This is a genomic window from Streptomyces sp. NPDC107765 (assembly GCF_055657085.1).
On record NZ_JBVKBL010000020.1, the window covers coordinates 100930 to 121993 of the forward strand.

Sequence of the window (21064 nt, forward strand, 5' to 3'; positions counted from 1 at the left end):
GGGCGTGGGGCGTCGCCGCCCGTCCGCGTCGGGGCTCTGCGGACGGGCGGCGACTGGGGGTCTGCCGTGGGGCCCGGCCGACCTGACGGTCAGGTGAGCGTGAAGGGCTCGGCGTTGGAGTTGCCGCCGCAGGTGTGGACCGTGATGGTTCCGGCCCCGGTGGCGAGTCCGCCGGGCACGGTGGCGACGAGCTGGGTGCCGCTGACGGGAGTGAACACCGCGGTGGCGGTGGCGGCGGCGCTGTCGGTGAAGGTGACGGTGTCGACGCCGACGAAACCCGTTCCGGTGATGGTGACCTGGTCCCCCGCCGTACCCGAGGTGGGCAGCACGGAGGTGATGGTCGGCGCGAGGTAGTAGTCGATCTGGGTGGTGCCCGAGGTGCTGGTGCCGCCGGCGGTGGTGATGGTCACCGGCTGGGTCGACACCGTGGCGACCTGGCCCGGGTTGGCGGGGGCGGTGAAGGTGACCTGGGTCGGCTGGGTGGGGGTGACCGCGACGGTGCCGACGGCGCCCACCGCTACCTGCGTACCGGTGAGGAAGTTGGTGCCGAACAGCGTGAGCGGACCGCCGGTGGCGGCTGGCACACAGGTGACGTTGGTCCCTGTGGTGGTCGGTGTGGCGATGACGAAGAACGGCAGCGCGTTGCTGGTGGCCCCGGAACCGCTGGTGACGCTGACCGACACCTGGCCGGAGCACGGCGCCGAGCTGGGCACCACGAACGTGACCTGGGTGGCGGTGACGGTTGTCGGGGTGACAGCCGCCGTGCCGAAGTTCACCCTCGTGGTGGTGGACAGAGCGGTGCCGTTGATCTGGACGGTGTCCCCGGCCTTGCCCTGGTTGGTTGTGGTCGTGGTGTCCACTAAGGAAGTGATGGTTGCCATGATCTTTCTCCTTCGAACGTCTTGCTCTGCCTGTGTGTGAGCAAGAGCAGGCGGATGGCTGACGCGGCCCGCAACCGCAGGAGGTGTCCCAGCGGGCAGTGGGGCGGGAAGAGAGGTGAAGACCGGTGTCTCAGGGCGCCTGGGCGGGTCGTCCTGCGTGAAGGGACGGGGCGCCGCCACACGGGGCGCCGTCAATCTCGCCGGCTTGGTGGTTGCACCGCTTCGGGCAGGCGAGGGCGCATTCGCCGAATGCGACACCAACCCCCCTGCTGAGGAGGGGAATTTGGCGCCTTGCGGTCTCAGCAGGGAGCGGTCAAGGGGGCGGTGGCGGCGCAGTTGTTCGGGGTGTTGCCGGACACATTGGTGACGAGCAGCGTGGCGGAGCCCGCGTTACGGTAGATGCCGCCGCCGTTGACGGTGGCGGTGTTACCGGTGACGCTGCTGGCGGCCATCGCCAGCGTGGTGTCGGTGTAGATGCCGCCGCCGTACGAGGCGTGGTTGCCCTGGACGCCGCCCGCGGTCACCCTCACGGACCCGCCGAGGTTGGCGATGCCGCCGCCCACGCCGAGGCCGGCGTCACCGTTGCTGATGGTGACCGTGGCCAAGGTGAGCTGCCCGTTGGCGGCCGGGAATTGTGAGGGTCCGTCCACCTCGATGATGCGGAAGGCTGGCGCGGTCGACACACGGGTGATCTCGGTGGCCAGCCCGGTCATGGTGATCGGCGTGGTGATGTTCGGCAAGCCCGCCGGCCCTCCGCTGCCACCCGTACTGTGTGGGCTGGTCAGGGTGTAGGTGCAAAAAGGCGCGAGGAGCAGGTCACCGCCCCCGGCGGCGTTGGCTGCGTTGACGGCGTTGACCAATGCCGTCTCGCTGCACGGCACGTCCACCGCTTGCGCCGGACCCGCGGCATCTGCATGCGCTGCCGGGGCGGCGAGCAAGAGACCACCAGCCGCGCCGACCCCGGAAAGTAATCGAAACAGATCGATGGCTCGCACCACGCCTCCTTGGACGTATGAGCCACCCTCATCAGCCGATGCATCGTAAGAGCGCGTCGGCCGACGGCTTCCTCCGGTGGGCACCCTCACGTACCTGCGGCAGCATGCGCAGGCAGACGCCGATGAGCTGCATTCCCAGCGGAGGGATGGGCAGCCCACCTGGTCGGACCCCAACAAGGTAAGTCATCTGAGCTGCCTTACTACAAGAGGTTCGCCGGATCGCCACCCATTCGGCGGGGCGCACCGCCCCGGGGTGTAACTGGAGTTGCACAACGGGAGCCTCGCTCCTTGCCGCGCACGCCGGTGCTGCACCGGACCGAGGCAGCCACTGAACAGCCAGCCGGTCTCTCACCTGTATCGCGTCTGGACTCGCGACGTTAAATCTCAAGCTAGGGCGTGTATCGAAAGCGCGGACGGGCCGGGCGGGGTGATGCCCGGTCCGGCCCGCCCACTCTCTGCTAAAGGTCGAGCTGGCGTGTCGTGTGCGTGGGTGCGTAGCCGAAACCGTCGTTGATCTGTCTCATGTGCGTGTTGCTGTCGACGGTGTCGGTCAGGAGGCCACCGAGGCCCGGATAGTCCCTATGGGCCTGTCGGATCGACTGGGCCTTCATCCATCGGCCGAGGCCATGTCCACGGTGCTCGGGCAGCACACCGGTGCCGTTTTGCTGGCCGTCACCTGCGCCGTTGCCGGGGATTACTGTGCGGAGCAGGCGCGACGGAAGGAGGCGGAGCGTATGCGGGCCCGGAACGCATCCAAGGCTCCGGCCCGTGAGGGCGGCCGCCTTTGGCAAGTGTTTTGTGGGCCGGATCCGCGGATCGTCGCACGGTGGGAGACCGAACGCGCCGAGGTGGAACGCGCCGAGGCGCCACGGCGACCGGATGCGGAACCGGCCCGACCCTCATCTGCAGCGTCCACTCCGTCGGCGCCGCCGGCCGCGCCGACACCCGGCGTGAGGCCTCCCGCTGCTCTGCCTCGGCCATCCGCCGGCACACGTGCTCCCGCTTCTGGTGCGGTACGGCCTGACTCCTGGCATCGGTCGATCGGTCATCCGCACACCGAGACGCCAGTCACCCGCGCGAGGCCGTCGCGCGAAGGTGACCACGGGCGCCATGTCCGATGGCCGATGAGGAGCACGCAAGCGGTGATGTCCGATCGGTCATGGCCGGTCCGCTGCATGACCGATGACCGATGGCCGATATACCGGCATCAGCCATCGGCCATGGCCAACGGTGGCCGGTCGGTCATGGCGGTGCAGTGTGCAGCTCACGGCGGGGTCACTGGGGAGGCCCGGGTCATCATCCCGCGCCGGCGGTAGCTGCCTGCCGACCATCCAGCTCCACGTGTGAGGGCCCGGGCCATCGCGTCCCTGATGGGATGGGGCTCAGGAGGTGGATGCCCTCCCTGAGACTGAAGGGTTCAAACTCAAGTCCGTGCTGGTGCACTGCCCTGAACTGGACGCTCTGACCAGGCATGTCCGTTCCTTCGCCTAGATGCTCACTCAACTCCAGGGCGGTCGACTCCTCGCATGGATGGCGGCGGTCGGCGCCGACGACCTGCCCAGCATGCACACCTTCATCAACGGTCTCGAACGTGATCTCGACGCCGTCATCGCAGGTCTGACCCTGCCCTGGAACTCGGGGATCGTCGAAGGCCATGTCAACCGGTTCAAAATGATTAAGCGTCAAATGTACGACCGCGCTGGCTTCACCCCCCTCCGCAAACGGGTCATCCCGGCATGGACTGATCACGGACTGTAATTGACCGCAGACCGAGCCAGAAACCTGACTTTGGGAGTCGCCGCTACGGCGCGGCGGACGTAGACGCCGGCAACTAACTGGAGGGTTGGCAGCACAGGGCACCACTGCCTCGTCATCCACCAGCACCGCCCAGTCGCGCACCTTGGCGATCGAAAAGTTCAGTCACCGCCAGAGCGCTTCCCACATCCGTAGAGATCGTTTCCCCGCAGGTTTCGACCAACGCAATGGACACGGACAAGTTGGCGTGGTTGTGTCACGACCCATGCGGACGACAGAGATCAAGGAACTGAGAATACGGCTTGCTCAGTGGGACGATCTGGCGTCCCTGCCGGCGCTCCAGTTGGCTGCCGGAGAAGCCTTTCGCGGCATCGGCATGACCGAGGTGGCCGACAACCCGCCACAGGCCGCTGAGGAACTGGCTGTCTACCAGCGCGCCGGGCGAGCCTGGGTGGGGGTGGACTCCGCCGATACTCCGATGGGGTTTGTGGTTGTCGACCTACTCGACGGCTGTGCCCATGTTGAGCAGGTAAGCGTCCACCCGACAGTCCGCGGTCGAGGACTGGGCCGCCGGTTGATCGATCGCGTTGCCTCATGGGCGGCTGGCATGGGGCTGCCCGCGCTCACCCTGTCGACGTTCCGGACGGTTCCGTGGAACGCCCCGTATTACCGACGCCTCGGCTTCCGTGAGTTGGAGGGTGGACAGATCACGCCTGGGCTGCGCTCGGTGCTGGCGGCTGAGGCAACTTTCGGCCTCGATCCGTCGACCCGGGTGTGTATGCGCCGGTCGGTGAGGCAAGGACCTGACGTCCTGCCGGACTGAAACGCGGGTGCCTCTCGATGGAGGCCAACGGCCCCATTGCTGGCCTCATGGCTCCCGAGCCTTCCTGAGTTTGGGAGGCACCAGGTCTCTTGCCAGGGCGGCATCGGGATGGTCCTAGTGGAAAGGTGCTGGTCATGCCGCAGATGTCGAAGGTCGAGCTGTACGCAGCATCCGCTTCGGCCTGCCGACGGAATAGGGCCATCTGCCGCCTGCCAACACTGTACGGAGCGGTCCGCAAGACCAAGCGTCGGGTGTGTCAGAGCCGTCTCGTAGTGAACAGGTTGGTCCCGTATACCGCGTCCACTTCTTTCCGATCGGTCTCTGTGAATCCGACCTTGGCCAGCACTCGGCGAGAAGCTGTGTTCCAGTCCCAGACCGTGGCCCACAGACGTTCGTACCCAGACAATCGCGCCCATTCAAGAACCGCCAACGAGGCCTCGGTCGCATATCCCTGACGCCACACTCGGCGTAGCAGTTCGAATGCCAGTTCCGGTTCCCCTACCGACCCTCGTCCGCTGTCGACCAGCCCGCAGTAGCCGATGACGTCACGAGAGGTTTTCCGTTCGACCGCCAGCAACCCGGTCGACCACACCTTGTTGGTGCGGATCGCATCCTCGAGCTCCGCGACCGTGGGGTGTCCGTCCGTGTCGATTCGGCGGTGCGGCGGCACTCGTGGATCACGTTCGGCCCACAGTTCACGCTGGACGACTGCCTCGGCTACCCGCCAAGGCCTGAGCAGTAGGCGACTCGTCTCCAGTACAACCTCGCTGCCCGGTGCGCCAACTGTCATGACAGCAACCATCTCACGGGCGAACGCGCTGTCGTGCCACGGGGCGCGGTCGGTCCTGCCGATCGTGGACGCCCGATATGCGGGACAACCGGGATCCATCCCTGAGCGTCGTCTTGGGCCTGTGCGCGTTCGGCTGTACCCGGTGGGACAGGTTGACCTGTACGCCGACATCCCGCTTCGCGGACACGGCAGTGCCGTCATTTCTCCTCGACATCTCCGAGCTCGTTGATCACTAACTGTCTCCGGCAACCGTCGACAAACACTGTCCCTAGACATCAACGAAGCCACCGGGGTATCCGCGACGCAAGCACGACGACGTCCCGGCCCCAGCGGCAGGTAGTCCGGTGACTCACCACCTGATCAAGCACCCGGGGCAGCGGTACCGGTGCTCGCGGTGCCGGGCGGCCTTCCTGACGAGGGATGACGGCCGGGCCTCCCGGTTCGAGTGCCCCGGCGTTCCGCTGGCTCACGGGTCGCAGGGTGGCGCGAGCACGTCATCTACCCCATGTGGTCGAAGGACCGGAGCTGTGCGGCGTGGGGTGCCCTGCCCCGGCTCCCATGCATCAGTGGCATGGGCCGGATCCGTTCTGCGGTGAGCTGTCGTGCGGGCGGTGCATGCACTCGTGCGACTGCGACGTGTGCGAAGGACGGGTGTGGGCACCGGGGCTGTTCCGGTTGGGCGACAGCCGGGAAGTGTGAAGCGCGAGGGGCCGGTGTGCAGCACCGGCCACGGCTGCCCTGATGCGGATGGCCGATGACCGATATACCGGCGTCGGCCATCGACCATGGCCGATGGCAGTCAGCCGCGGCGGTGCCAATGGTGGTCGGTGGCCGGGCGGGGTGACTGGTTGGCCGATGGCCGGGGTGGCCGCTCGGCCACCAGCACGGCGGCGGCCCGGCGCTTGTGGCCAACCCGGCTGCCTCGGGCGATCCCTCGGGTGCTCGCCGCTCAGCACGGTCAAGTGACTCGGCCGCCCGGAGCCCCGCAACGATTCGACTCTACTCACCGCTCCCGTATCGGCGATGGGGCTCTCGGAACCCCGGCTGCTGAAGAGGCCCGGGTGGAGTTGGGGGAGTTGACCGTCGCATCCGAGGACGATGTCCCCGGGTGAGTCGGAGCACTGGATCATCCAATACGGCGCTTGTGACACCCGCGAAGTCGTGCTCCGGCGTGAGGGCAGCGTCCCAGAACATGGTCACTGCGTGGCGCATCTTCGCAGATCAGGGGTGGGGACATCCCACGAGGTACCCGTGTTTCCTCAAGCTGTAGCTCTCCCTCGGAAGGGGTCTCAGGGTTGGTGTCGAAAGCCGGACCACACGGTCTGTCTGGAGCACTTCGCCGACCGCACGGTCGTCTCAGAACGGAGAGAACACAGTGGGCAATACAGGAATTCGCGTGAGGCCGTCCAAGCGCATCGCCTTGGCCGCGGCGGCAGCTGCGGTCATCGGCGGCATTGCGGCAGCCCCGTCTGCAAGTGCCGCCACCTCCTCCTGCGGCGGCAATGTCGTCGCCACAGCTGTGAAGTACAGCTACGGGAACGCAAGCTGCTCCATCTCTGGCGTCCCCGGCCTCAAGGTCACGTATAGGTGGACAGCGACCGACGGATACGCCGCCATGCAGGCCTTCGGCATGGACGCCAACGGCGTTAGCCACTGGTACAACTGTGGCTCGGGCGGGGGCGCTTGCACCGTCCCATGGGGCAATGAGATTGCCACCCCGAAGATCCGCGCGTGGGACGCTCTGCGCGCAGCCAGGATCGACTTCACCGTCAGCTGAGCATCAGCTTCACACGTCTGTCGCCACGCCGACAGATGGTCAGATCCCCCCATGGGTGGTCACGGCACCTCGGCGCCGGCCAGGCTCCTCCGCGTGACCGGCGCCGTTTGTCCGGGCGACGCCGTATACCCCACACCGACGACCACGACCAGGGGGCGGCTGCGCCGCGCCCGCTGCGCCCAGAACCGCGCCCGACTCGTGTGGGCCCTCTACAGGCGGTTGGACCGCCTCACAGGACCTCTCCCCACCGCCCAGTAGCCCCATTGGCCACCCATGCCATCCCGTGGCGGAAGTCCTGCCGCCGGGTAGCTCGTTGAACAACATGACGACCAAGGAGCTGGCCGCCTCATGGTGACCCTGCGAGAACTGACCACCGACGACACCCAGGCCCTAACCCGAATCTACAGCGGCGCCTCCATCCGGTACACCACCGGCAAGCCCCTCACCCTCGACCAGGCCCACGAGAAGATCCGCACGGCCCTCGCCAGAGCCGCCGAGACACCGCGCGCGCAGTGGAGCTGGGGCATCGTCGACACCGGCGAGATGATCGGCCTGGTCGTCTTGCGGCGACGATCCCCGTCCATGGGCACCCTCAGCTACATCCTCCGCGAGGACACCTGGGGCAACGGCTACGCCACCGAAGCTGTCAAGCACGTCGTCGCCTTCGCCTTCACCACGGTCGGCCTGGAGCGCCTGGAGGCCATGCACCACCCCGACAACCCGGCCTCCGGCCGCGTCCTGACCAAGACCGGCTTCACCCGCACCGGCACCTGCGACCGGCACGCCGACGACGGAACCTGCGCGGCGTACCAGGTGTACGCATTGCCGAAACCCCAAGACGACGTCCTGGACCTGGTCGACTGACGAAGGGACGTCCGCTTGGACCGGCGGGCCCCTTGGCTACCTCGAAAACGAACAGCCCGTTGTCGTATCCCCTCTGGCCATGACCGACCTCTTAGCGCCCCCGGCCTCATGAAGGCGCGGTCCGGTTCCCTGCCGTTGGGCAGGGGCCCGTGGCCTGGCTCAGGCGTCGGTGCGGATCACCACCACCAGGGTGCGTGGACCGTGCACCCCCTCGACGCGCTCCAGCTCGATGTCGGACGTGGCCGACGGTCCGCTGATCAGTGTCGTCGGGCGCTCCGGGACCAGCCGGGCGAACGCCTCCGGCACGCCGGCCACCACCGACGACAGGGCGACGACGCAGACGTGCAGGTCGGGGACGAGGGACAGCGCGCGTCGGCCCTGATCGGGGGAGCCGTCCAGGAAGATCGTGCCGGTCTCGGCGGAACTGACCGCGGATGCGGTCACCACCCCGTCCAGCTTGCCGAGTTGGTGGGCCGGGATGTCCGCGGAGTCCCACTGGACCTCGCCGTCGTAGGCGGCGAGCCAGGCTGCGTCGAGGCCGGCGGGCGCCCCAACCCTGCGCGCGCCGTGCTCCCGCAGGGCTTCGGCGATCATCTCCGGGGTGCGGTCGGCGGTGCACGTGCGCACGTGCGCTTTGTAGTCGGCCAGCCGGTCCTTGAAGAGGGCGAGTCGTTCGTCGTCGGGCAGAGCGCGGCCGGTGCGGTATTCGCGGGGGACCGTCACCTCCGCGGGGCCGGAGCGGGCGAGGGCGTCCCGGACGCGTCCGAGCACCGTCTCCCGTGCGGTAGCGCTCACCGGTTCTCCTCCTCATAGGAGTCTTTTGCCTGCCGGGCACCCTCGTCGGCGGCGGCCCGCAGGGCGGCTTCGCCCTCTTCGGACGCCAGCCAGGAGCGGAAGGTCTGCCTGGGTGGGGCCGGGATGTCTCGGCTGTCGGTCCAGCCGTCGAACGGCGCGGGGAGCCGCGTGATCTTCCGGTCCCGTGCGGCCACCAGCCTGCCGCCGGGTCCGGCAGCCTTTTGCACGGCGGTGAACAGTCCGGGCCGCTTCATGACGGCTGCCGCGGCCTTCATCGCCAGCTTCTCCCCCGTGGTGCCGGCCTGCTCGGTGTGCTGGTGCCTCAGTTCGACCAGGAGCGACGGGATGTCGATCTTCACCGGGCAGGCGTCGAAGCAGGCGCCGCACAGGCTGGAGGCGTACGGCAGCGAGCTGTTCGGGTCGTTCTTCGCGGCGTCCATCCCAGCGAGCTGGGGGGTGAGCACAGCGCCGATGGGCCCGGGATAGGTCGATCCGTAGGCATGACCGCCGGCCCGCTCGTACACCGGGCAGACGTTGAGGCAGGCGGAGCAGCGGATGCAGTGGAGCGCTTCCCGCCCGATCCGGTCGGCGAGTGCCGCGGTGCGTCCGTTGTCGAGGAGCACCAGGTGGAACGCCTGCGGGCCGTCGCCCGGGGTCACCCCGGTCCACATCGAGGTGTAGGGGTTCATCCGCTCACCGGTCGAGGAGCGGGGCAGCAGCTGGAGGAAGACTTCCAGGTCCTGGTAGCGCGGCAGCACCTTCTCGATGCCCATGACGGTGATCAGGGTGTCGGGCATGGTCAGACACATGCGGCCGTTGCCCTCGGACTCGACCACCGACAGGGTGCCGGTCTCGGCGATGCCGAAGTTGGCGCCGGAGACGGCCACCGGGACCGTCATGAACTTCTGGCGCAGATACGCCCGGGCCGCGGCTGTCAGATGGGCCGGTACGGAGTCGAGAGCGGGGTCGACGCCGGGGATGGCCGTGCGGAAGATGTCCCTGACCTCGTGGCGGTTGCGGTGGATCGCCGGGACCAGGATGTGCGACGGCTTGTCGTCGGCGAGCTGCACGATCAGCTCGGCGAGGTCCGTCTCGTACGCCGCGATGCCGCGGGTGGCTAGGTGCTCGTTGAGGCCGATCTCCTGGGTGGCCATCGATTTGACCTTGATGACCTCGTCGCTGCCGGTCTCCTGGACCAGGCGGGTGACGATCTCGTTGGCCTCGACGCCGTCGCGCGCCCAGTGGACGGTGCCGCCGTGCTCGGTGACCTTCCGCTCCAGTTGTTCGAGCAACTCGGGCAGCCGGTTCATGGTCTCCGTCTTGATCGCCGAGCCCGCATCGCGCAGCCGTTCCCAGTCGGGCAGTTCACCGGTGACGGCGAGCCGCTTGGCGCGGATGGCGTGGGTGGCCTTGCGGAGGTTGCCGCGCAGCTGCTCGTTGCGCAGCTCGTCGTGGGCGGCCTCGGGGAACTTCCGGTCGCCGCGCAGATTGCCGGTCCCGTACGGGGAGCGGGGTGGGGCTGCGGGCATGCCGAGGAAGGTGCGGCTCATCGGGCGGCCTCCGGTTGCGGGAGCAGGAAGGGCGAGGTGCGGGTGGAGGCGAGGATCTGCGCCAGGTGCAGGGTGCGGGTCCCGGCCTTGAGGCGGGACAGGCCACCCCCGATGTGCATCAGGCAGGAGGAGTCGCCGGCCGTGCACACGTCCGCGCCGGTGGACAGCACGTCGTGCATCTTGTCCCGGAGCATGGCACTGGACGTGTCCGCGTTCTTGACCGCGAAGGTGCCGCCGAAGCCGCAGCACGCGTCGGACTGCGGCAGCTCCACCAGGTCGATGCCGGCGACTGCGCGCAGCAGCGTCAGCGGCTTGTCGCCCACTCGCAGCATCCGCAGCGAGTGGCAGGTCGGGTGGTAGGTCACCCGGTGCGGGAACCAGGCTCCGACGTCGGTCATGTCGAGCACATCGACGAGGAACTCCGACAGCTCGTAGGTTTTGGCCTTGACGGCGGCGACCCCGGCGCGGAGCGCCGCGTCCCCGTACCGCTCGGCCACGATCTCGTGCTGGTGGCGCACCGAGCCCGCGCAGGATCCGGACGGCATGACCACCGCGTCGAGCGACGAGTCCCCGAACTGCTCGGCGAAGGCCCGCACCAACGGGACGGGTTCGCGCTGGTAGCCGGTGTTGATGTGCATCTGACCGCAACAGGTCTGCTCCGGCGGAAACACCACATCGTGGCCCAGCCTGGCGAGCAGCACCGCGGTCGCCTTCACCGCGTCGGGGAACAGTGTGTCTCCCAGACAGGTGGCGAAGAGTCCGACGCGCATGGAGCCTCCCTAGTTAGGTCGGACCATAGTAGGCACCGACCCTTTTGTTGGCCACACTTTGGTCCGACCTTATTGACATGTGAGGTCATCGGTGACCTACTGATGCCGCTTCGGCAGCACCACGGGCATGGCCGACGGGACGGGACACCGACGGCGGCGGCCCCCGCAGCACCCGCACTCACGAAGGAGCACGCACTTGTTGACAGCGCAACCGGCCGTCCTCGCGGCTTACACCCCTGACGTGACCGCCTTCGGGGGGAGCCTCACCGCCACCGCCCTGCTCGCTCTCGTGCCCCTCGCGGTCTTCTTCGTGCTGCTGATGGCGGCCAAGCGCTCGGCGCTCCAGTCAGCACTCGGTGCCTTGGTCACCGCGCTGCTGACCGCGGTGCTGGGCTACGGGATGCCGGTAGGGCTCGGCGTCCTGTCCGCCACCCAAGGCATGCTCTTCGGTCTGTTCCCGGTGATGCTGATCGTCGTTGCCGCCCTCTGGTTCTACGAACTCACCGTCGTGAGCAACCGGTTCGGGGACCTGCGCCGCTCCTTCAGTGCGATCGGCCGCGGCGATCTGCGCATCCAGGCGATGCTCATCGCCTTCTGCTTCGGCGGCCTGCTTGAGGCCCTGGCCGGATTCGGCGCGCCCGTCGCCATCACCGCCGCGATGCTGATGGCGATCGGCCTGCCCAAGCTCAAGGCGGCCATGACCGTCCTGGTCGCCAACACCGCGCCGGTTGCCTTCGGCGCCATGGCCATCCCCGTCACCACGGCCGGCAACCTCACCGGCATCGCGCCCGAGGACATCGCCGCGGTGGTCGGTCGGCAGACGCCGCTGCTTGCCCTCTTCGTCCCGATGCTGCTGCTCTTCCTCGTCGACGGGGTGCGCGGTTTCCGGCAGCTGTGGCCCATCGCCCTGGTCACCGGACTCGTCTTCGCCGTGGCCCAGTTCTGGTGCGCGTCGCACTTCGCCTACGAACTCACCGACGTGGTCTCCGCGCTGGCCGGGTTCGCGGCCGCGGTCATCATGCTGCGGTTCTGGACGCCGAAGACCCCCGACACCCAGCGTTCCCAGGTCGATCCGGAGCCGCTGACCCCGCGCCGGGTGAGCCTGGCCGTCCTGCCGTACCTCCTGGTGATTGCCGTCTTCGCACTGGCCAAGCTCCAGGCCGGCGGGCTCGACGTCCCCGCGCTGCTCGGCGCCGTCAAGATCGAGTTCCAGTGGCCCGGCCTGTACGGCAATCTGCTGGCCGGCGACGGCTCTCCGGCCGCCAGCGCGGTCTACAAGCTGGAGGTACTCGGCAACCCGGGCACCTTGCTGATCGCCTCCGGCCTTCTGGTGACGCTCGTCTACAGCCTGGCTAGCGACGTCGACCGGTTCCCGATGTCCGCCCGCACCGCACTGCTCGCCGCGGGGCGCACCGTCAAGAACATGCGCACGGCCATAGCCACGGTCGCCACGGTGCTGGCACTGAGCTACGTCATGAGCCAGTCCGGCCAGACGGTTGCGATCGGCACCTGGCTCGCCACGGTCGGCGGAATCTTCGCCCTGCTCTCGCCGGCTCTCGGCTGGCTCGGCACCGCCGTCACCGGCTCCGACACCTCGGCGAACGCCCTGTTCGCCACCCTCCAGCAGACCGCGGGCAAGAGCGCGGGCATCGACCCGACCCTCCTGGTGGCCGCGAACACCTCCGGCGGCGTGGTCGGCAAGCTGGTCAGCCCCCAGAACCTGACCATCGCGGCGACCGCGGTGGGGGAGCCCGGCTCCGAACGGACCCTGCTGCGCAAGGTCGTCGCCTACAGCGTCGCGATGCTTGCAGCGCTGGGACTGCTGGTCTACCTGCAGTCGTTGCCGGCCCTGTCCTGGATGCTGCCGTAGAGCATCTGACACGGGTGGAGGAGCAAGGCGGCTCGCCCCGCTCCTCCCACACGCGCCGCTACCCTGCGTGTCCCTTCTGCGCGGCGGCAGTGCCTCCCACCGCGCTATTCCCCCTCGTGCTCCGGCTGGGTGTCGTCCACCAGCGTGCCGTGGAACCCGCGGATGTGCTCCTCCACCAGATCGGCAGCCTGCGCACCCTCGCCGACCCGGAGCAGCCGCAGCAGCTCCGCGTGCTGGTCATTCAGGGTGGCCGCTGCGGCCGGCCAGTCCTCGACCGTCTCCAGGGCCCGCAGGATCAGCGGACGCACGGACTCGCGCACGGCCGAGGTGAGGGTGGAGGTCAGCCGGTTGCCGGAGCTCCGGGCGATCAGCACGTGGAACCGGGTGTCGAGATCGTTGAACTCCACGACCTCGACGCCGGGCGCCCGCATCCTCCGCACGAGGGCCTCCGCCTCCTCCAGGTCCTCCGCCGAGGCGTGGCCGGCGGCGGTCTGGAAGCTGGACCGCTCCAGCGTGACCCGTGCCTCCAACACGTCCTCAAGGCGGTAGCTGCCCAGTGCGAAGTGCAGGCGGAGCAGCCGGCCGAGTGCGTCGTCGGGGTGCCGCACGATCCGCGCCCCGGCGTCAGGTCCTCGACCGGGCTGGGCGACCAGCACGCCGATCGTCTCCAGCACGCGCAGCGCCTCGCGCAGCGCGGACCGGCTGACGCCGAGCACCGGCGCCAGCTCCCGCTCGGGCGGCAACCGGTCACCGGCCTTGAGCTCACCGGCCAGCACCCGCGCCTCGATGCTCTCCAGCACCAATTCGTGGGTGCGGGACTGCCGGACGGGCTCCCACTCGACGGCCATGACGCCACTTCCCTCCCGAAATCCTTTGGGGCACGACTATGTCACACATGGCATGTGGTCCGACCAAAAGGGGCGCGCTGGCCGTGCGGCGGTACAGCGCCCGCGACGCCGATCGCCCCAGCACCCGTGCTCGAAGTCCTTCGGCTGACGAGCAGGCTGGCCTGCCGCTAGAGGATCCTGCTGTCCGAAAGCGGCAATCCGTACCGGACTCGTGACTACCGTGTCGGCGCCGAGCAGGTCGCCCGACGTCGCTACGCTGCTGATTCTGATCTACGTACGGAAGGACCGATCGCTGTCCCGAGTCATTACGGACGAACGCGGATGATCGGCTTCCCCTTGCGTCGCTCAGTCGGGTTGAGGGCCGAGACGGCATCGTCGAGGGTCGCGACGACGTTGTCGATGTTCGTGCGCAGCCGTCCGTCTCGCACCCGCTGGACGATCTCACCCAGTTGGGCACGATCGGACTCGAAGACGAAGTCGATCGCCTGGCCGTGGGCAGGCCGCGCCTCGGGCGGCCCAACGACGGTCACCAGTGTTCCTCCGGCCCGGATCAGGCGCGCGGATCGCTTCTGGATGTCTCCGCCGATGACGTCGAAAACCAGGTCGACTTCGCCGACGTCGTCGAGGGTGTCGTGGTCGAGGTCGACGAACTCCATTGCACCGAAGTCGAGCGCCTTGTGACGGTCAGCGGCACGTCCGGTGCCGATGACGTAGGCGCCGGCCTCTCGTGCGAGCTGGGTCACCATCGTCCCGACCGCGCCGGCCGCGCCGTGCGCGAGGACGCTCCGCCCCGCCTGGAGGTGGCCGTGCTGGAACAGTCCCTGCCACGCGGTGAGGCCTGAGATCGGAAGGCTCGCGCCCACGGTGAAGTCGACGTCGCCCGGCAGCGGCGCGAGGTTGCGTGCCTCGACGGCCGCGTACTCGGCCAGGGTACCGTCGCGATGCCAGTCGGTGAGGCCGAACACTCGCTGTCCCACCGACAGCCCGGTCGTGCCGTAGCCGAGGGCGGTGACCACTCCGGCCAGCTCATGTCCGGGGATCGACGGTGTTCGGTCACGGTCGAGGCGATCGGTCCAGGTAGAGGGCCACGCCAGCTCAGTCGGGACGAATCCCGACGCATGAACCTGAACGACGACATCGTTGATCGCTGGCGCCGGCTCGGGCCGCTCGGTCAGCGTCATTCCGGCCGTTCCTGCTGCCTGGTCCGTCACCACGATCGCCTTCATGGGAATTGTCTCCTTGGGCATGTGTCTCTTTGGTGGTTGCAGGGATGGTCACGTGTCGCTCACGGACGAACGCGGATGATCGTCTGCCCGCTGATCCGCTCGGTTTGAAGGCCGTGACGGCATCGTCGAGGTCGCGACGTTGCCAATGTTTGTGCGCAGCCGTCCGTCTCGCGCACGCTGGACGAATTCACCCTGTTGGGCGCGATCGGGCAGGGCGACGAAGTCGATCGCCTGGCCGTGGGCAGGCCGCGCCTCGGGCGGCTCGGCGATGGTCACCGGTGTTCCTCCGGCCCGGATCTTGACGAGACCGACGAACGCCTTCGCGCCGAAGCCGAGTGCTTTGTGACGGTCGGCAGCGCCTCCAGTGCCGATGACGTAGGCGCCGAACTCACGGGTGAGCTGAGTCACCGTCGACCCGACTGAGCCGGCCGCACCGTGCACTAGGACACTCTGCCCCGCCTGGAGGTGGCCTTGCTGGAACAGCACCTGCCATCTGAGGTGGAACTCGTGACGTTGCTCTTGACCGGGTTGAGCGAGCCATTCGTAGAGTTGGCTGGCTCAGTGGTGTCGAGTGTGGCTTTATCGGATCTGAGCCCGAAATGGGCTCAGGGCGTTCTCCACGAACCCAAATGTCCTGGGTTCAGTTGCTCAGCCGATCAGAGCCTCGGTGATCTGGCGGGTGGTCTGTGCGGCGACCCGGGGATTGGCGGCGGCGTAGGAGGTGTAGGCGTTCAGGCCCGTGGCCAGGGCCCAGCCACGGCCCCGGGTCCAGATGGCGGCGTCGGCGCCGAGCGTGGCGCGGAAGGCAGCCCGGCTCCCGGCAGACATCAGGGTGAAGGCGATGGTCAGGTCACAGGCCGGGTCGCCGAGGCCGAGCCCGCCGAAGTCGATGACCGCGCTGAGGCGGCCATCGACGGTCAGCAGGTTGCCGGTGTGGAAGTCACCGTGGAACCAGACCGGAGGGCGATCCCACTCGGGGGCGTTCAGCGCCGCGTCCCACAACTCGGTCATGGCTGCGGCGTCGAACGCACCATCGACCTCAGCGATAGCGGCCCGCGTCGCGCGGTCCCGGTCGGCCAGCGACCGACCGGTGAGGTTCTCGCGCGCGTCCCCGGCTGGGGAGTCCTTGGGCAGGAATGTCTGAAGGGCGGTGAGGAACTCCGCCAGTTGGACGGCAGCCCGGGACGAGTCGGCCAGGGCCTCGGCAGTCGCCACCTCGCCGTCCAGCCAGCGGGACACCGCCCACGGCCACGGATAGTCGAAGTCGGGCTCACCCACCGCCACCGGCACTGGGATGGCTAATGGCAGGTGCGGGGCGAGCCTGGGAAGCCACTCAGACTCCTTCCTCGCCTGCCCGCTGGCTCCCGCATGGCGCGGCAGCCGGACGGACAGGTCCTCGCCCAGCCGGTAGATCACATGGTCCGAACCGGCCGGGTCGAGCAGCTTGAGAGGTAGCTCGGCCCACTGCGGGAACTGCGTATCGACCAGACGCCTGACCAGTGGGGCATCGATCGCGGGGCGGGGGTCCGCGGCTCTGCCTATTGCCAAGAGCAACTCCTGCGGTGGGCCCCCTCCATGCAGCGGGCAGTTGGAGCCATCACAGTGCCTCGTGGACTCGTCTGTCGATCGGTTTTCTCGACTGGCCGCCCTCCGCTGCGCGGACTCCACGCGCCCGCCCGTCGAAACCGACTCAGCGTCGTCCCCATGAACCCGGGGGTCTATCGCTGCAATTGGCGGCACCGACCTTCAGGTTCCCGATGAACTACCTTCATCTACCCGCGCTACGTCGAGCCCCCGGAGCTGTTCGTGCTTCTCAGCGCCGACAAGGCCGCCGTCGGCTTCGTCGTCCTGCCCAAGCGGGCCGTGGCGGACCCGCAGGTCCAGAACAACACCGCCCCGATATCGGCCGTCATGCTGGGGTTGGGGGTCTTGCGGTCGCCGGGGCTTGGTGGCTCGTACGGCGGATGACGGCCATGCGGACCGTGACCGCGGTGCTTGCCGCCCTTGTCCTGCTGGCCGGTGGCGCTGTCCTGTACCGCGTCGGGCCGATGCTCCACTGCTGGGGCTCGGACCGGATCGCCCGCGAGCCCGAGGGCGCCCACGTCTGCTACGACTTCTGAGCGGACCACGGTCTCCGAACGGGCCCGGCGATCATCTCTCGGCGGCGACCCCCAGCCGCGCGGCGCCAGGGGCGGCTGCTGTCCGGCGGGCCGCGGCGTCGACGTCGCGCAGGCGGTAGGTGCCCAGCGTCAGCGTTTCGCGGTCACCGCCGGCCCGCCCGCACCGTGGCGGCCTGCATGGCCACCAGTTCCTCGACGACCACCGCAGCGTCCGCAACCGACAGCTCCGCGAGCTTCGCCAGCTCCCCCAGGGGCACCCAGCCTCCGTCCAGCAGGCGCCGCAGCAGCGGCGCGACAGCCGGGGCGAAGTCCGCCTCCTGGCCCGCGGCGGTGAAACGGCTCACCATCCCACCCTCGCCGTCGCCGGCCACCGTGATCCGTGCGCGTCCCGTCGTCACCCGCACCCACAGACCGGGTCCGGGGGGCACCGGTGAGGTGGGGAAGGGCCGGACGCAGTCGGCCGAGATTTTCAGCATCCTGGGCGGCAGCGAACCGCTTCAGCAGACCCGGCTCCTCAAGCGCAGCACCACCAGCTCGCGCAACGATTCCAGATAAGCGACCTGGCCTGCAGGGCCGACGTGGAGCGGCACATCGGCCCGCATCTGCTCCCTATCGCGGAGGATCTCGGAGAGCCAGCCGATCACGTACTGGAGGCGGATGCGGTCGGCGAAGCGTTCGGAGGGTTCAGCCGCCCGTGAACCGGCCATCGGGCGCGCCCGTCTGTCGGCCGAGCCGCTGGAACTGGCTGTGTTGCGCGGGGGAAGGGGAGCGCGACCTTCCGCAGCCTCACCCTCAGAGCCAGCGTCGGCGGGCCCAACTACGTGGTAGGCGCGTGCACGCTGCACTGAGCCCTGGACGGTCGTCTGCCCATCCGGCGCACCGTCCTGGTCTTCGCCGGCGAAGCCGACGGGCATACGGCTGAGCGCCTGTGGGCGGCGGCCGCCGACGCCGTCGGCCGCCTGGCCCCCGGCGCCCTACATTACGGCTCCGTCGGCGTACTGGATCTCGACCTCCACAGCTGCGGTGCCAAGGATGCTCACGGACGCCAAGCCGAACCCATCTACCACGGCGATGAGGAGCAGTGGCTCGGCTCGCGTCGTTGACCGGGTAGTCGAGAGCCGGTGGGACGCGGGCTCCGGCTACTCGCCAGTGACGCCGTCGGCAAGCTCCCGGGCGATGTCGAGGTGCCCGACATGCCGCGCGTACTCCTGGAGCAGATGGAACAGAACCCAGATCAGCGTTGGCCGCTCCTCCTCGGGCGGGATTCGGCCCCCGAGAGTGGCCATCCGGTCCTCCAGCCGCGCGCCGGCGACGATGGCCCGGGATCGCTCGCACTGGGCACGGAAGAACCCCGTTACCTCCTCGACGGTCTCACCGGCCTTGACACGCCACCTGCCGCCACGGGCTTCCATGTCGCCCCACGGCTGTTCGACCTGCTGGCCGGCGAAGCCCCACTCCAGCCAGCGCAGCTCCACATAGGCCAGATGCTTCAACAGCTCCAGCGGCGCCCAACCGGACGGCAGCCGGCTACCCCGCAGCTCCGCGTCCGTCAGGCCGTCCAGTTTGCGCAGCACGGCGTCACGGTAGAAATCGAGATAGCCCGCCAACAACTCGGCCGGGCTGGTGAGCGTGACCTCGGGCTCCGCCGGGGGCTCGACTTCAGCAGTCATGGCAGGTGATGTTAGACAGAGCCCCACAGGCACGCCACCCGCTCACAGCAGAGCACCCAGCCCGCCGATTACCCAATCAACGATGCGAGCCGAGCCACTATCAACGATGCGAGCCGAGCCACTGGCTTGAAGCATTGCCGCCTCACGTTGAGGCGTTGACGGCCCGGTGATGTGCAGAGAGCTTCTCCCAGCAGTCTCGGGAGGGCACGCGGACGGTGCCGTCGGCGCAGCCCTTGTCGCGCTCAGCAACGGATCCCAGCCTCGGCCAGGGCGTGGATGGCGCCGTGCGTCTTGAAGACCAGACCTCATTTTGGCAATCCACTTACCCGTATCGAGACGCAACGCCGCACGGCCGGGCGGCGGCCGCGGAGGATGCTCGGGCCCGGTGGCAGTGGTCAGACGGCGGGTCCATCAAGGTAGGTGTAGGTGCTCTGGGAGCTGCCGCCGAGGGTGCTGACGGTGATGTTGATTCCTCCGGCGGGGTGGGGCGGGGCGGCTGCGGTGACCGTGTGGTCGGAGATGACGACGAAGGCTGTGGGGGTGTTGTCGAAGGTGACTCCCTGGGTGGTGGCGAGGTTGGCGCCGGTGATGGTGACGTCGGTGCCGCCGCCGGTTGGTCCGGTGTCGGGGCTGACGGCAGTCAGGGAGGGTGGGAAGAGATAGGTGAAGGTCAGGCCGTTGGCGTTGCCGGCGGGGGTGATGACGGTGACGGGCACCGGGCCGGGGGAGGGAGCGCCGGGGACGGCGACGGTGACGGCGGTGTCGGTGACGGACTGGATGGTGGCCACTCTGGAGCCGAAGCGCACCGAGGTGGTTCCCGCCAGGTTGGCGCCGGTGATGACTGCAGTGCCTCCGCCGGTGACGGGGCCCATGGCGGTGGTGATCCCGGTCAGGAGCGGGGTGGGGCGGTAGAAGAAGGTGCCGAAGGCGCCGGTGCCGCCGGGGGTGGTGACGGTCACGGGGACCGTGCCCTGTCCGGCGGGGGTGCGGACGGTGACCGAGGTCGCGGTGTTGGTCAGGATGGTGGCGAGTCTGTCGCCGAAGCGCACGGCGGTTGCACCGGCCAGGTCGTGACCCCGGATGGTCACGATGGTGCCGCCGGCGGTGGTGCCCTGGCTGGGCACGAGCGTCAGGGCGATCACGCTGACGGCGTTGTCGGCGTTGTCCGTCACGTACAGCCGGTTCCCGGCAGGGGTGACCGCGACGCAGACGGGGCCGTTGCCGACCGGGATGCTGCCGGTGGCGGTGTTGGTGGCGGTGTCGATCACGCTCACGGCGTTGTCGGTGAAGTCGGTGGTGTAGACGGCGGTCCCGTCCGGACTCACGGCCACGAAACGCGGCAGGGTGCCGACGCCGATGGTGGCGATGGCGGTGTTGGTGGCGGTGTCGATCACACTGACGCTGTTGCTCCCCGCATTGCAGACATAGGCGCGGGTGCCGTCCGGGCTGAAGGCGACGATCACCGGCACGTCGCCGGCGGTGAAGCTGCCCGTGACGGTGTTGGTCGCGGTGTCGATCACGCTGACGGAACTGTCGCCGACGCAGCAGACGTAGGCGTGGGCGCCGTCGGGGGTGACGGCGACGCCGACCGGCATGGGGCCGGTGGTCACGGTAGCGGTGACGGTGTTCGTCGCGGTGTCGACCACACTAAGGGTGTCGGTGCCCTGGCTGGTGACGTACGCGCGGGCGCCGTCCGGGGAGAGCGCCACCGCGACGGCTGCGGCACCGACCGCGACGGTGGCTGTGAGGGTGTTGGTGGCAGTGTCGATCACCCCGAGGGTGCCGTCGTCGAACAGGGTCACGTAGACGCGCGTGCCGTCCGGCGAGACCGCCGTGAGGAACGGGCCACCGCCGGTGGTGATGGTCGCGGTGACGGTGTTGGTGGCGGTGTCGATCACGCTGATGGTGTTCGACGCCCGGTTCGCGACGTAGCCACGTCCCCCGTCCGGGGTCAATGCCACCCCCAGTGGGGAGCTGCCGACGGGGATGGTGGTGTCAGCCGATGACAGCATCGTAGAGAGTTGCTGTGGCGCTGCGACGGCGGCGAGCAGCGGATCAGGTCTGGTCAAGACGTTCACGGCGCAGCCTTTCTGAGCACGTATCGGGGAACCGCAGTAACTGCCCGGACGGAGACGCGGTCCCGGGGCAGGGACGTTGGTTGATACCGCTGCCGGGCTTCCGCCTGCGGCAGTGCGGCCCGCGCCGCAGGCGGCCGATGGTCCTCATGGCCGAACGACCAGGCGAGAGAACCGCGGCAACCACCTACAGCACGTTCCCCGGCAAAGGATGGGCGCCTACCGGGTCCAATACTCAAAGTGACCCACAATGTC

General features: G+C 68.7%; 21 protein-coding genes and 1 pseudogene. 7 read left to right on the top strand and 15 right to left on the bottom strand.

Translation table 11 applies throughout. The features are described from left to right. Positions 1–89: 89 nt before the first annotated feature. The 3 genes and pseudogenes from ACZ7MX_RS34890 to ACZ7MX_RS34900 all read right to left on the bottom strand — a co-directional run. On the bottom strand, positions 90–881 hold the full coding sequence (locus tag ACZ7MX_RS34890; RefSeq protein WP_472138103.1) for an IPT/TIG domain-containing protein: 792 nt from the start codon (positions 879–881) through the stop codon (positions 90–92). Positions 882–1180: 299 nt separating this feature from the next. Further along, a complete protein-coding gene (locus tag ACZ7MX_RS34895; RefSeq protein WP_472138104.1) occupies positions 1181–1876 on the bottom strand; it encodes a hypothetical protein in 696 nt (231 codons plus the stop codon). Between the two features lie 458 nt (positions 1877–2334). Next, positions 2335–2574 (bottom strand): annotated as a pseudogene (locus ACZ7MX_RS34900) (GNAT family N-acetyltransferase); the annotation flags it as partial. Positions 2575–3367: 793 nt separating this feature from the next. On the opposite strand from ACZ7MX_RS34900, the gene ACZ7MX_RS34905 reads away from it, so the two are divergent. Further along, a complete protein-coding gene (locus ACZ7MX_RS34905) occupies positions 3368–3634 on the top strand; it encodes a hypothetical protein (RefSeq protein WP_472138200.1) in 267 nt (88 codons plus the stop codon). A 262-nt stretch (positions 3635–3896) separates the two neighbouring features. Beyond that, entirely contained in the window at positions 3897–4454 is a 558-nt protein-coding gene (locus ACZ7MX_RS34910; RefSeq protein ID WP_472138106.1) for a GNAT family N-acetyltransferase, read from the top strand. 256 nt (positions 4455–4710) lie between these two features. Here ACZ7MX_RS34910 and ACZ7MX_RS34915 read toward each other — a convergent pair whose 3' ends face one another. After that, the gene (locus ACZ7MX_RS34915; protein ID WP_472138108.1) at positions 4711–5244 is read right to left on the bottom strand and encodes a GNAT family N-acetyltransferase; all 534 of its coding nucleotides are present in this window, start codon (positions 5242–5244) and stop codon (positions 4711–4713) included. A gap of 1396 nt (positions 5245–6640) precedes the next feature. Between ACZ7MX_RS34915 and ACZ7MX_RS34920 the strand changes: the two genes are divergently transcribed. Together ACZ7MX_RS34920 and ACZ7MX_RS34925 are read left to right on the top strand one after the other, a co-directional pair. Further along, a complete protein-coding gene (locus tag ACZ7MX_RS34920; protein WP_310726688.1) occupies positions 6641–7021 on the top strand; it encodes a hypothetical protein in 381 nt (126 codons plus the stop codon). Positions 7022–7369: 348 nt separating this feature from the next. Then, a complete protein-coding gene (locus ACZ7MX_RS34925) occupies positions 7370–7885 on the top strand; it encodes a GNAT family N-acetyltransferase (RefSeq protein ID WP_472138110.1) in 516 nt (171 codons plus the stop codon). Between the two features lie 159 nt (positions 7886–8044). Here the strand turns inward: ACZ7MX_RS34925 and ACZ7MX_RS34930 are convergent, their stop codons facing one another. The 3 genes from ACZ7MX_RS34930 to ACZ7MX_RS34940 are packed head-to-tail and all read right to left on the bottom strand — an operon-like array spanning position 8045 to position 11000. Then, on the bottom strand, positions 8045–8680 hold the full coding sequence (locus ACZ7MX_RS34930; protein WP_472138112.1) for a LutC/YkgG family protein: 636 nt from the start codon (positions 8678–8680) through the stop codon (positions 8045–8047). Beyond that, positions 8677–10230 carry a lactate utilization protein B gene (locus ACZ7MX_RS34935; RefSeq protein WP_472138113.1) on the bottom strand — a complete coding sequence of 518 codons (1554 nt, stop codon included), beginning with the start codon at positions 10228–10230 and terminating at the stop codon, positions 8677–8679. The genes ACZ7MX_RS34930 and ACZ7MX_RS34935 overlap by 4 nt, the downstream gene beginning before the upstream one ends. After that, positions 10227–11000: a (Fe-S)-binding protein gene (locus ACZ7MX_RS34940; protein ID WP_472138115.1), complete on the bottom strand. Its 774-nt coding sequence runs from the start codon at positions 10998–11000 to the stop codon at positions 10227–10229. The genes ACZ7MX_RS34935 and ACZ7MX_RS34940 overlap by 4 nt, the downstream gene beginning before the upstream one ends. 196 nt (positions 11001–11196) lie before the next feature. Between ACZ7MX_RS34940 and ACZ7MX_RS34945 the strand changes: the two genes are divergently transcribed. Next, positions 11197–12870, top strand: a complete 1674-nt coding sequence (locus ACZ7MX_RS34945) for an L-lactate permease (RefSeq protein WP_351533282.1) — start codon at positions 11197–11199, stop codon at positions 12868–12870. Positions 12871–12974: 104 nt separating this feature from the next. On the opposite strand, the gene ACZ7MX_RS34950 is transcribed toward ACZ7MX_RS34945, so the two are convergent. The 4 genes from ACZ7MX_RS34950 to ACZ7MX_RS34965 form a co-directional block, all read right to left on the bottom strand. Beyond that, positions 12975–13718 carry a FadR/GntR family transcriptional regulator gene (locus tag ACZ7MX_RS34950; RefSeq protein ID WP_472138117.1) on the bottom strand — a complete coding sequence of 248 codons (744 nt, stop codon included), beginning with the start codon at positions 13716–13718 and terminating at the stop codon, positions 12975–12977. 305 nt (positions 13719–14023) lie between these two features. Next, entirely contained in the window at positions 14024–14944 is a 921-nt protein-coding gene (locus ACZ7MX_RS34955; protein WP_472138118.1) for an NADP-dependent oxidoreductase, read from the bottom strand. A gap of 48 nt (positions 14945–14992) precedes the next feature. Next, the gene (locus ACZ7MX_RS34960) at positions 14993–15352 is read right to left on the bottom strand and encodes a hypothetical protein (protein WP_472138120.1); all 360 of its coding nucleotides are present in this window, start codon (positions 15350–15352) and stop codon (positions 14993–14995) included. 240 nt (positions 15353–15592) lie between these two features. Next, positions 15593–16492, bottom strand: a complete 900-nt coding sequence (locus ACZ7MX_RS34965; RefSeq protein ID WP_472138122.1) for an aminoglycoside phosphotransferase family protein — start codon at positions 16490–16492, stop codon at positions 15593–15595. Positions 16493–16750: 258 nt separating this feature from the next. On the opposite strand from ACZ7MX_RS34965, the gene ACZ7MX_RS34970 reads away from it, so the two are divergent. Beyond that, positions 16751–16912: a hypothetical protein gene (locus tag ACZ7MX_RS34970; protein ID WP_472138124.1), complete on the top strand. Its 162-nt coding sequence runs from the start codon at positions 16751–16753 to the stop codon at positions 16910–16912. Between the two features lie 5 nt (positions 16913–16917). Next, a complete protein-coding gene (locus tag ACZ7MX_RS34975; protein ID WP_472138126.1) occupies positions 16918–17064 on the top strand; it encodes a hypothetical protein in 147 nt (48 codons plus the stop codon). 143 nt (positions 17065–17207) lie between these two features. On the opposite strand, the gene ACZ7MX_RS34980 is transcribed toward ACZ7MX_RS34975, so the two are convergent. From ACZ7MX_RS34980 to ACZ7MX_RS34995, 4 genes are all read right to left on the bottom strand, one after another. Then, positions 17208–17540 carry a hypothetical protein gene (locus ACZ7MX_RS34980; RefSeq protein ID WP_472138128.1) on the bottom strand — a complete coding sequence of 111 codons (333 nt, stop codon included), beginning with the start codon at positions 17538–17540 and terminating at the stop codon, positions 17208–17210. Positions 17541–17561: 21 nt separating this feature from the next. Further along, positions 17562–17771 (bottom strand): hypothetical protein, encoded by a 210-nt coding sequence (locus tag ACZ7MX_RS34985; protein ID WP_472138130.1) that lies wholly within the window; start codon positions 17769–17771, stop codon positions 17562–17564. 432 nt (positions 17772–18203) lie between these two features. Continuing rightward, on the bottom strand, positions 18204–18734 hold the full coding sequence (locus ACZ7MX_RS34990) for a DinB family protein (RefSeq protein ID WP_472138132.1): 531 nt from the start codon (positions 18732–18734) through the stop codon (positions 18204–18206). A gap of 395 nt (positions 18735–19129) precedes the next feature. Continuing rightward, on the bottom strand, positions 19130–20746 hold the full coding sequence (locus ACZ7MX_RS34995; RefSeq protein ID WP_472138134.1) for an IPT/TIG domain-containing protein: 1617 nt from the start codon (positions 20744–20746) through the stop codon (positions 19130–19132). Between the last annotated feature and the right edge of the window lie 318 nt (positions 20747–21064).

What these genes read in the sequence shown, in the direction of transcription:
- ACZ7MX_RS34910 (WP_472138106.1), top strand. Translation starts at nt 3,897, where the DNA reads ATGCGGACGACAGAGATCAAGGAACTGAGAATACGGCTTGCTCAGTGG.
- ACZ7MX_RS34890 (WP_472138103.1), bottom strand. Translation starts at nt 881, where the DNA reads ATGGCAACCATCACTTCCTTAGTGGACACCACGACCACAACCAACCAG.
- ACZ7MX_RS34990 (WP_472138132.1), bottom strand. Translation starts at nt 18,734, where the DNA reads ATGACTGCTGAAGTCGAGCCCCCGGCGGAGCCCGAGGTCACGCTCACC.
- ACZ7MX_RS34940 (WP_472138115.1), bottom strand. Translation starts at nt 11,000, where the DNA reads ATGCGCGTCGGACTCTTCGCCACCTGTCTGGGAGACACACTGTTCCCC.
- ACZ7MX_RS34950 (WP_472138117.1), bottom strand. Translation starts at nt 13,718, where the DNA reads ATGGCCGTCGAGTGGGAGCCCGTCCGGCAGTCCCGCACCCACGAATTG.
- ACZ7MX_RS34955 (WP_472138118.1), bottom strand. Translation starts at nt 14,944, where the DNA reads ATGAAGGCGATCGTGGTGACGGACCAGGCAGCAGGAACGGCCGGAATG.
- ACZ7MX_RS34935 (WP_472138113.1), bottom strand. Translation starts at nt 10,230, where the DNA reads ATGAGCCGCACCTTCCTCGGCATGCCCGCAGCCCCACCCCGCTCCCCG.
- ACZ7MX_RS34975 (WP_472138126.1), top strand. Translation starts at nt 16,918, where the DNA reads ATGCGGACCGTGACCGCGGTGCTTGCCGCCCTTGTCCTGCTGGCCGGT.
- ACZ7MX_RS34985 (WP_472138130.1), bottom strand. Translation starts at nt 17,771, where the DNA reads ATGGCCGGTTCACGGGCGGCTGAACCCTCCGAACGCTTCGCCGACCGC.
- ACZ7MX_RS34915 (WP_472138108.1), bottom strand. Translation starts at nt 5,244, where the DNA reads ATGACAGTTGGCGCACCGGGCAGCGAGGTTGTACTGGAGACGAGTCGC.
- ACZ7MX_RS34995 (WP_472138134.1), bottom strand. Translation starts at nt 20,746, where the DNA reads ATGCTGTCATCGGCTGACACCACCATCCCCGTCGGCAGCTCCCCACTG.
- ACZ7MX_RS34925 (WP_472138110.1), top strand. Translation starts at nt 7,370, where the DNA reads ATGGTGACCCTGCGAGAACTGACCACCGACGACACCCAGGCCCTAACC.
- ACZ7MX_RS34905 (WP_472138200.1), top strand. Translation starts at nt 3,368, where the DNA reads ATGCTCACTCAACTCCAGGGCGGTCGACTCCTCGCATGGATGGCGGCG.
- ACZ7MX_RS34980 (WP_472138128.1), bottom strand. Translation starts at nt 17,540, where the DNA reads ATGCTGAAAATCTCGGCCGACTGCGTCCGGCCCTTCCCCACCTCACCG.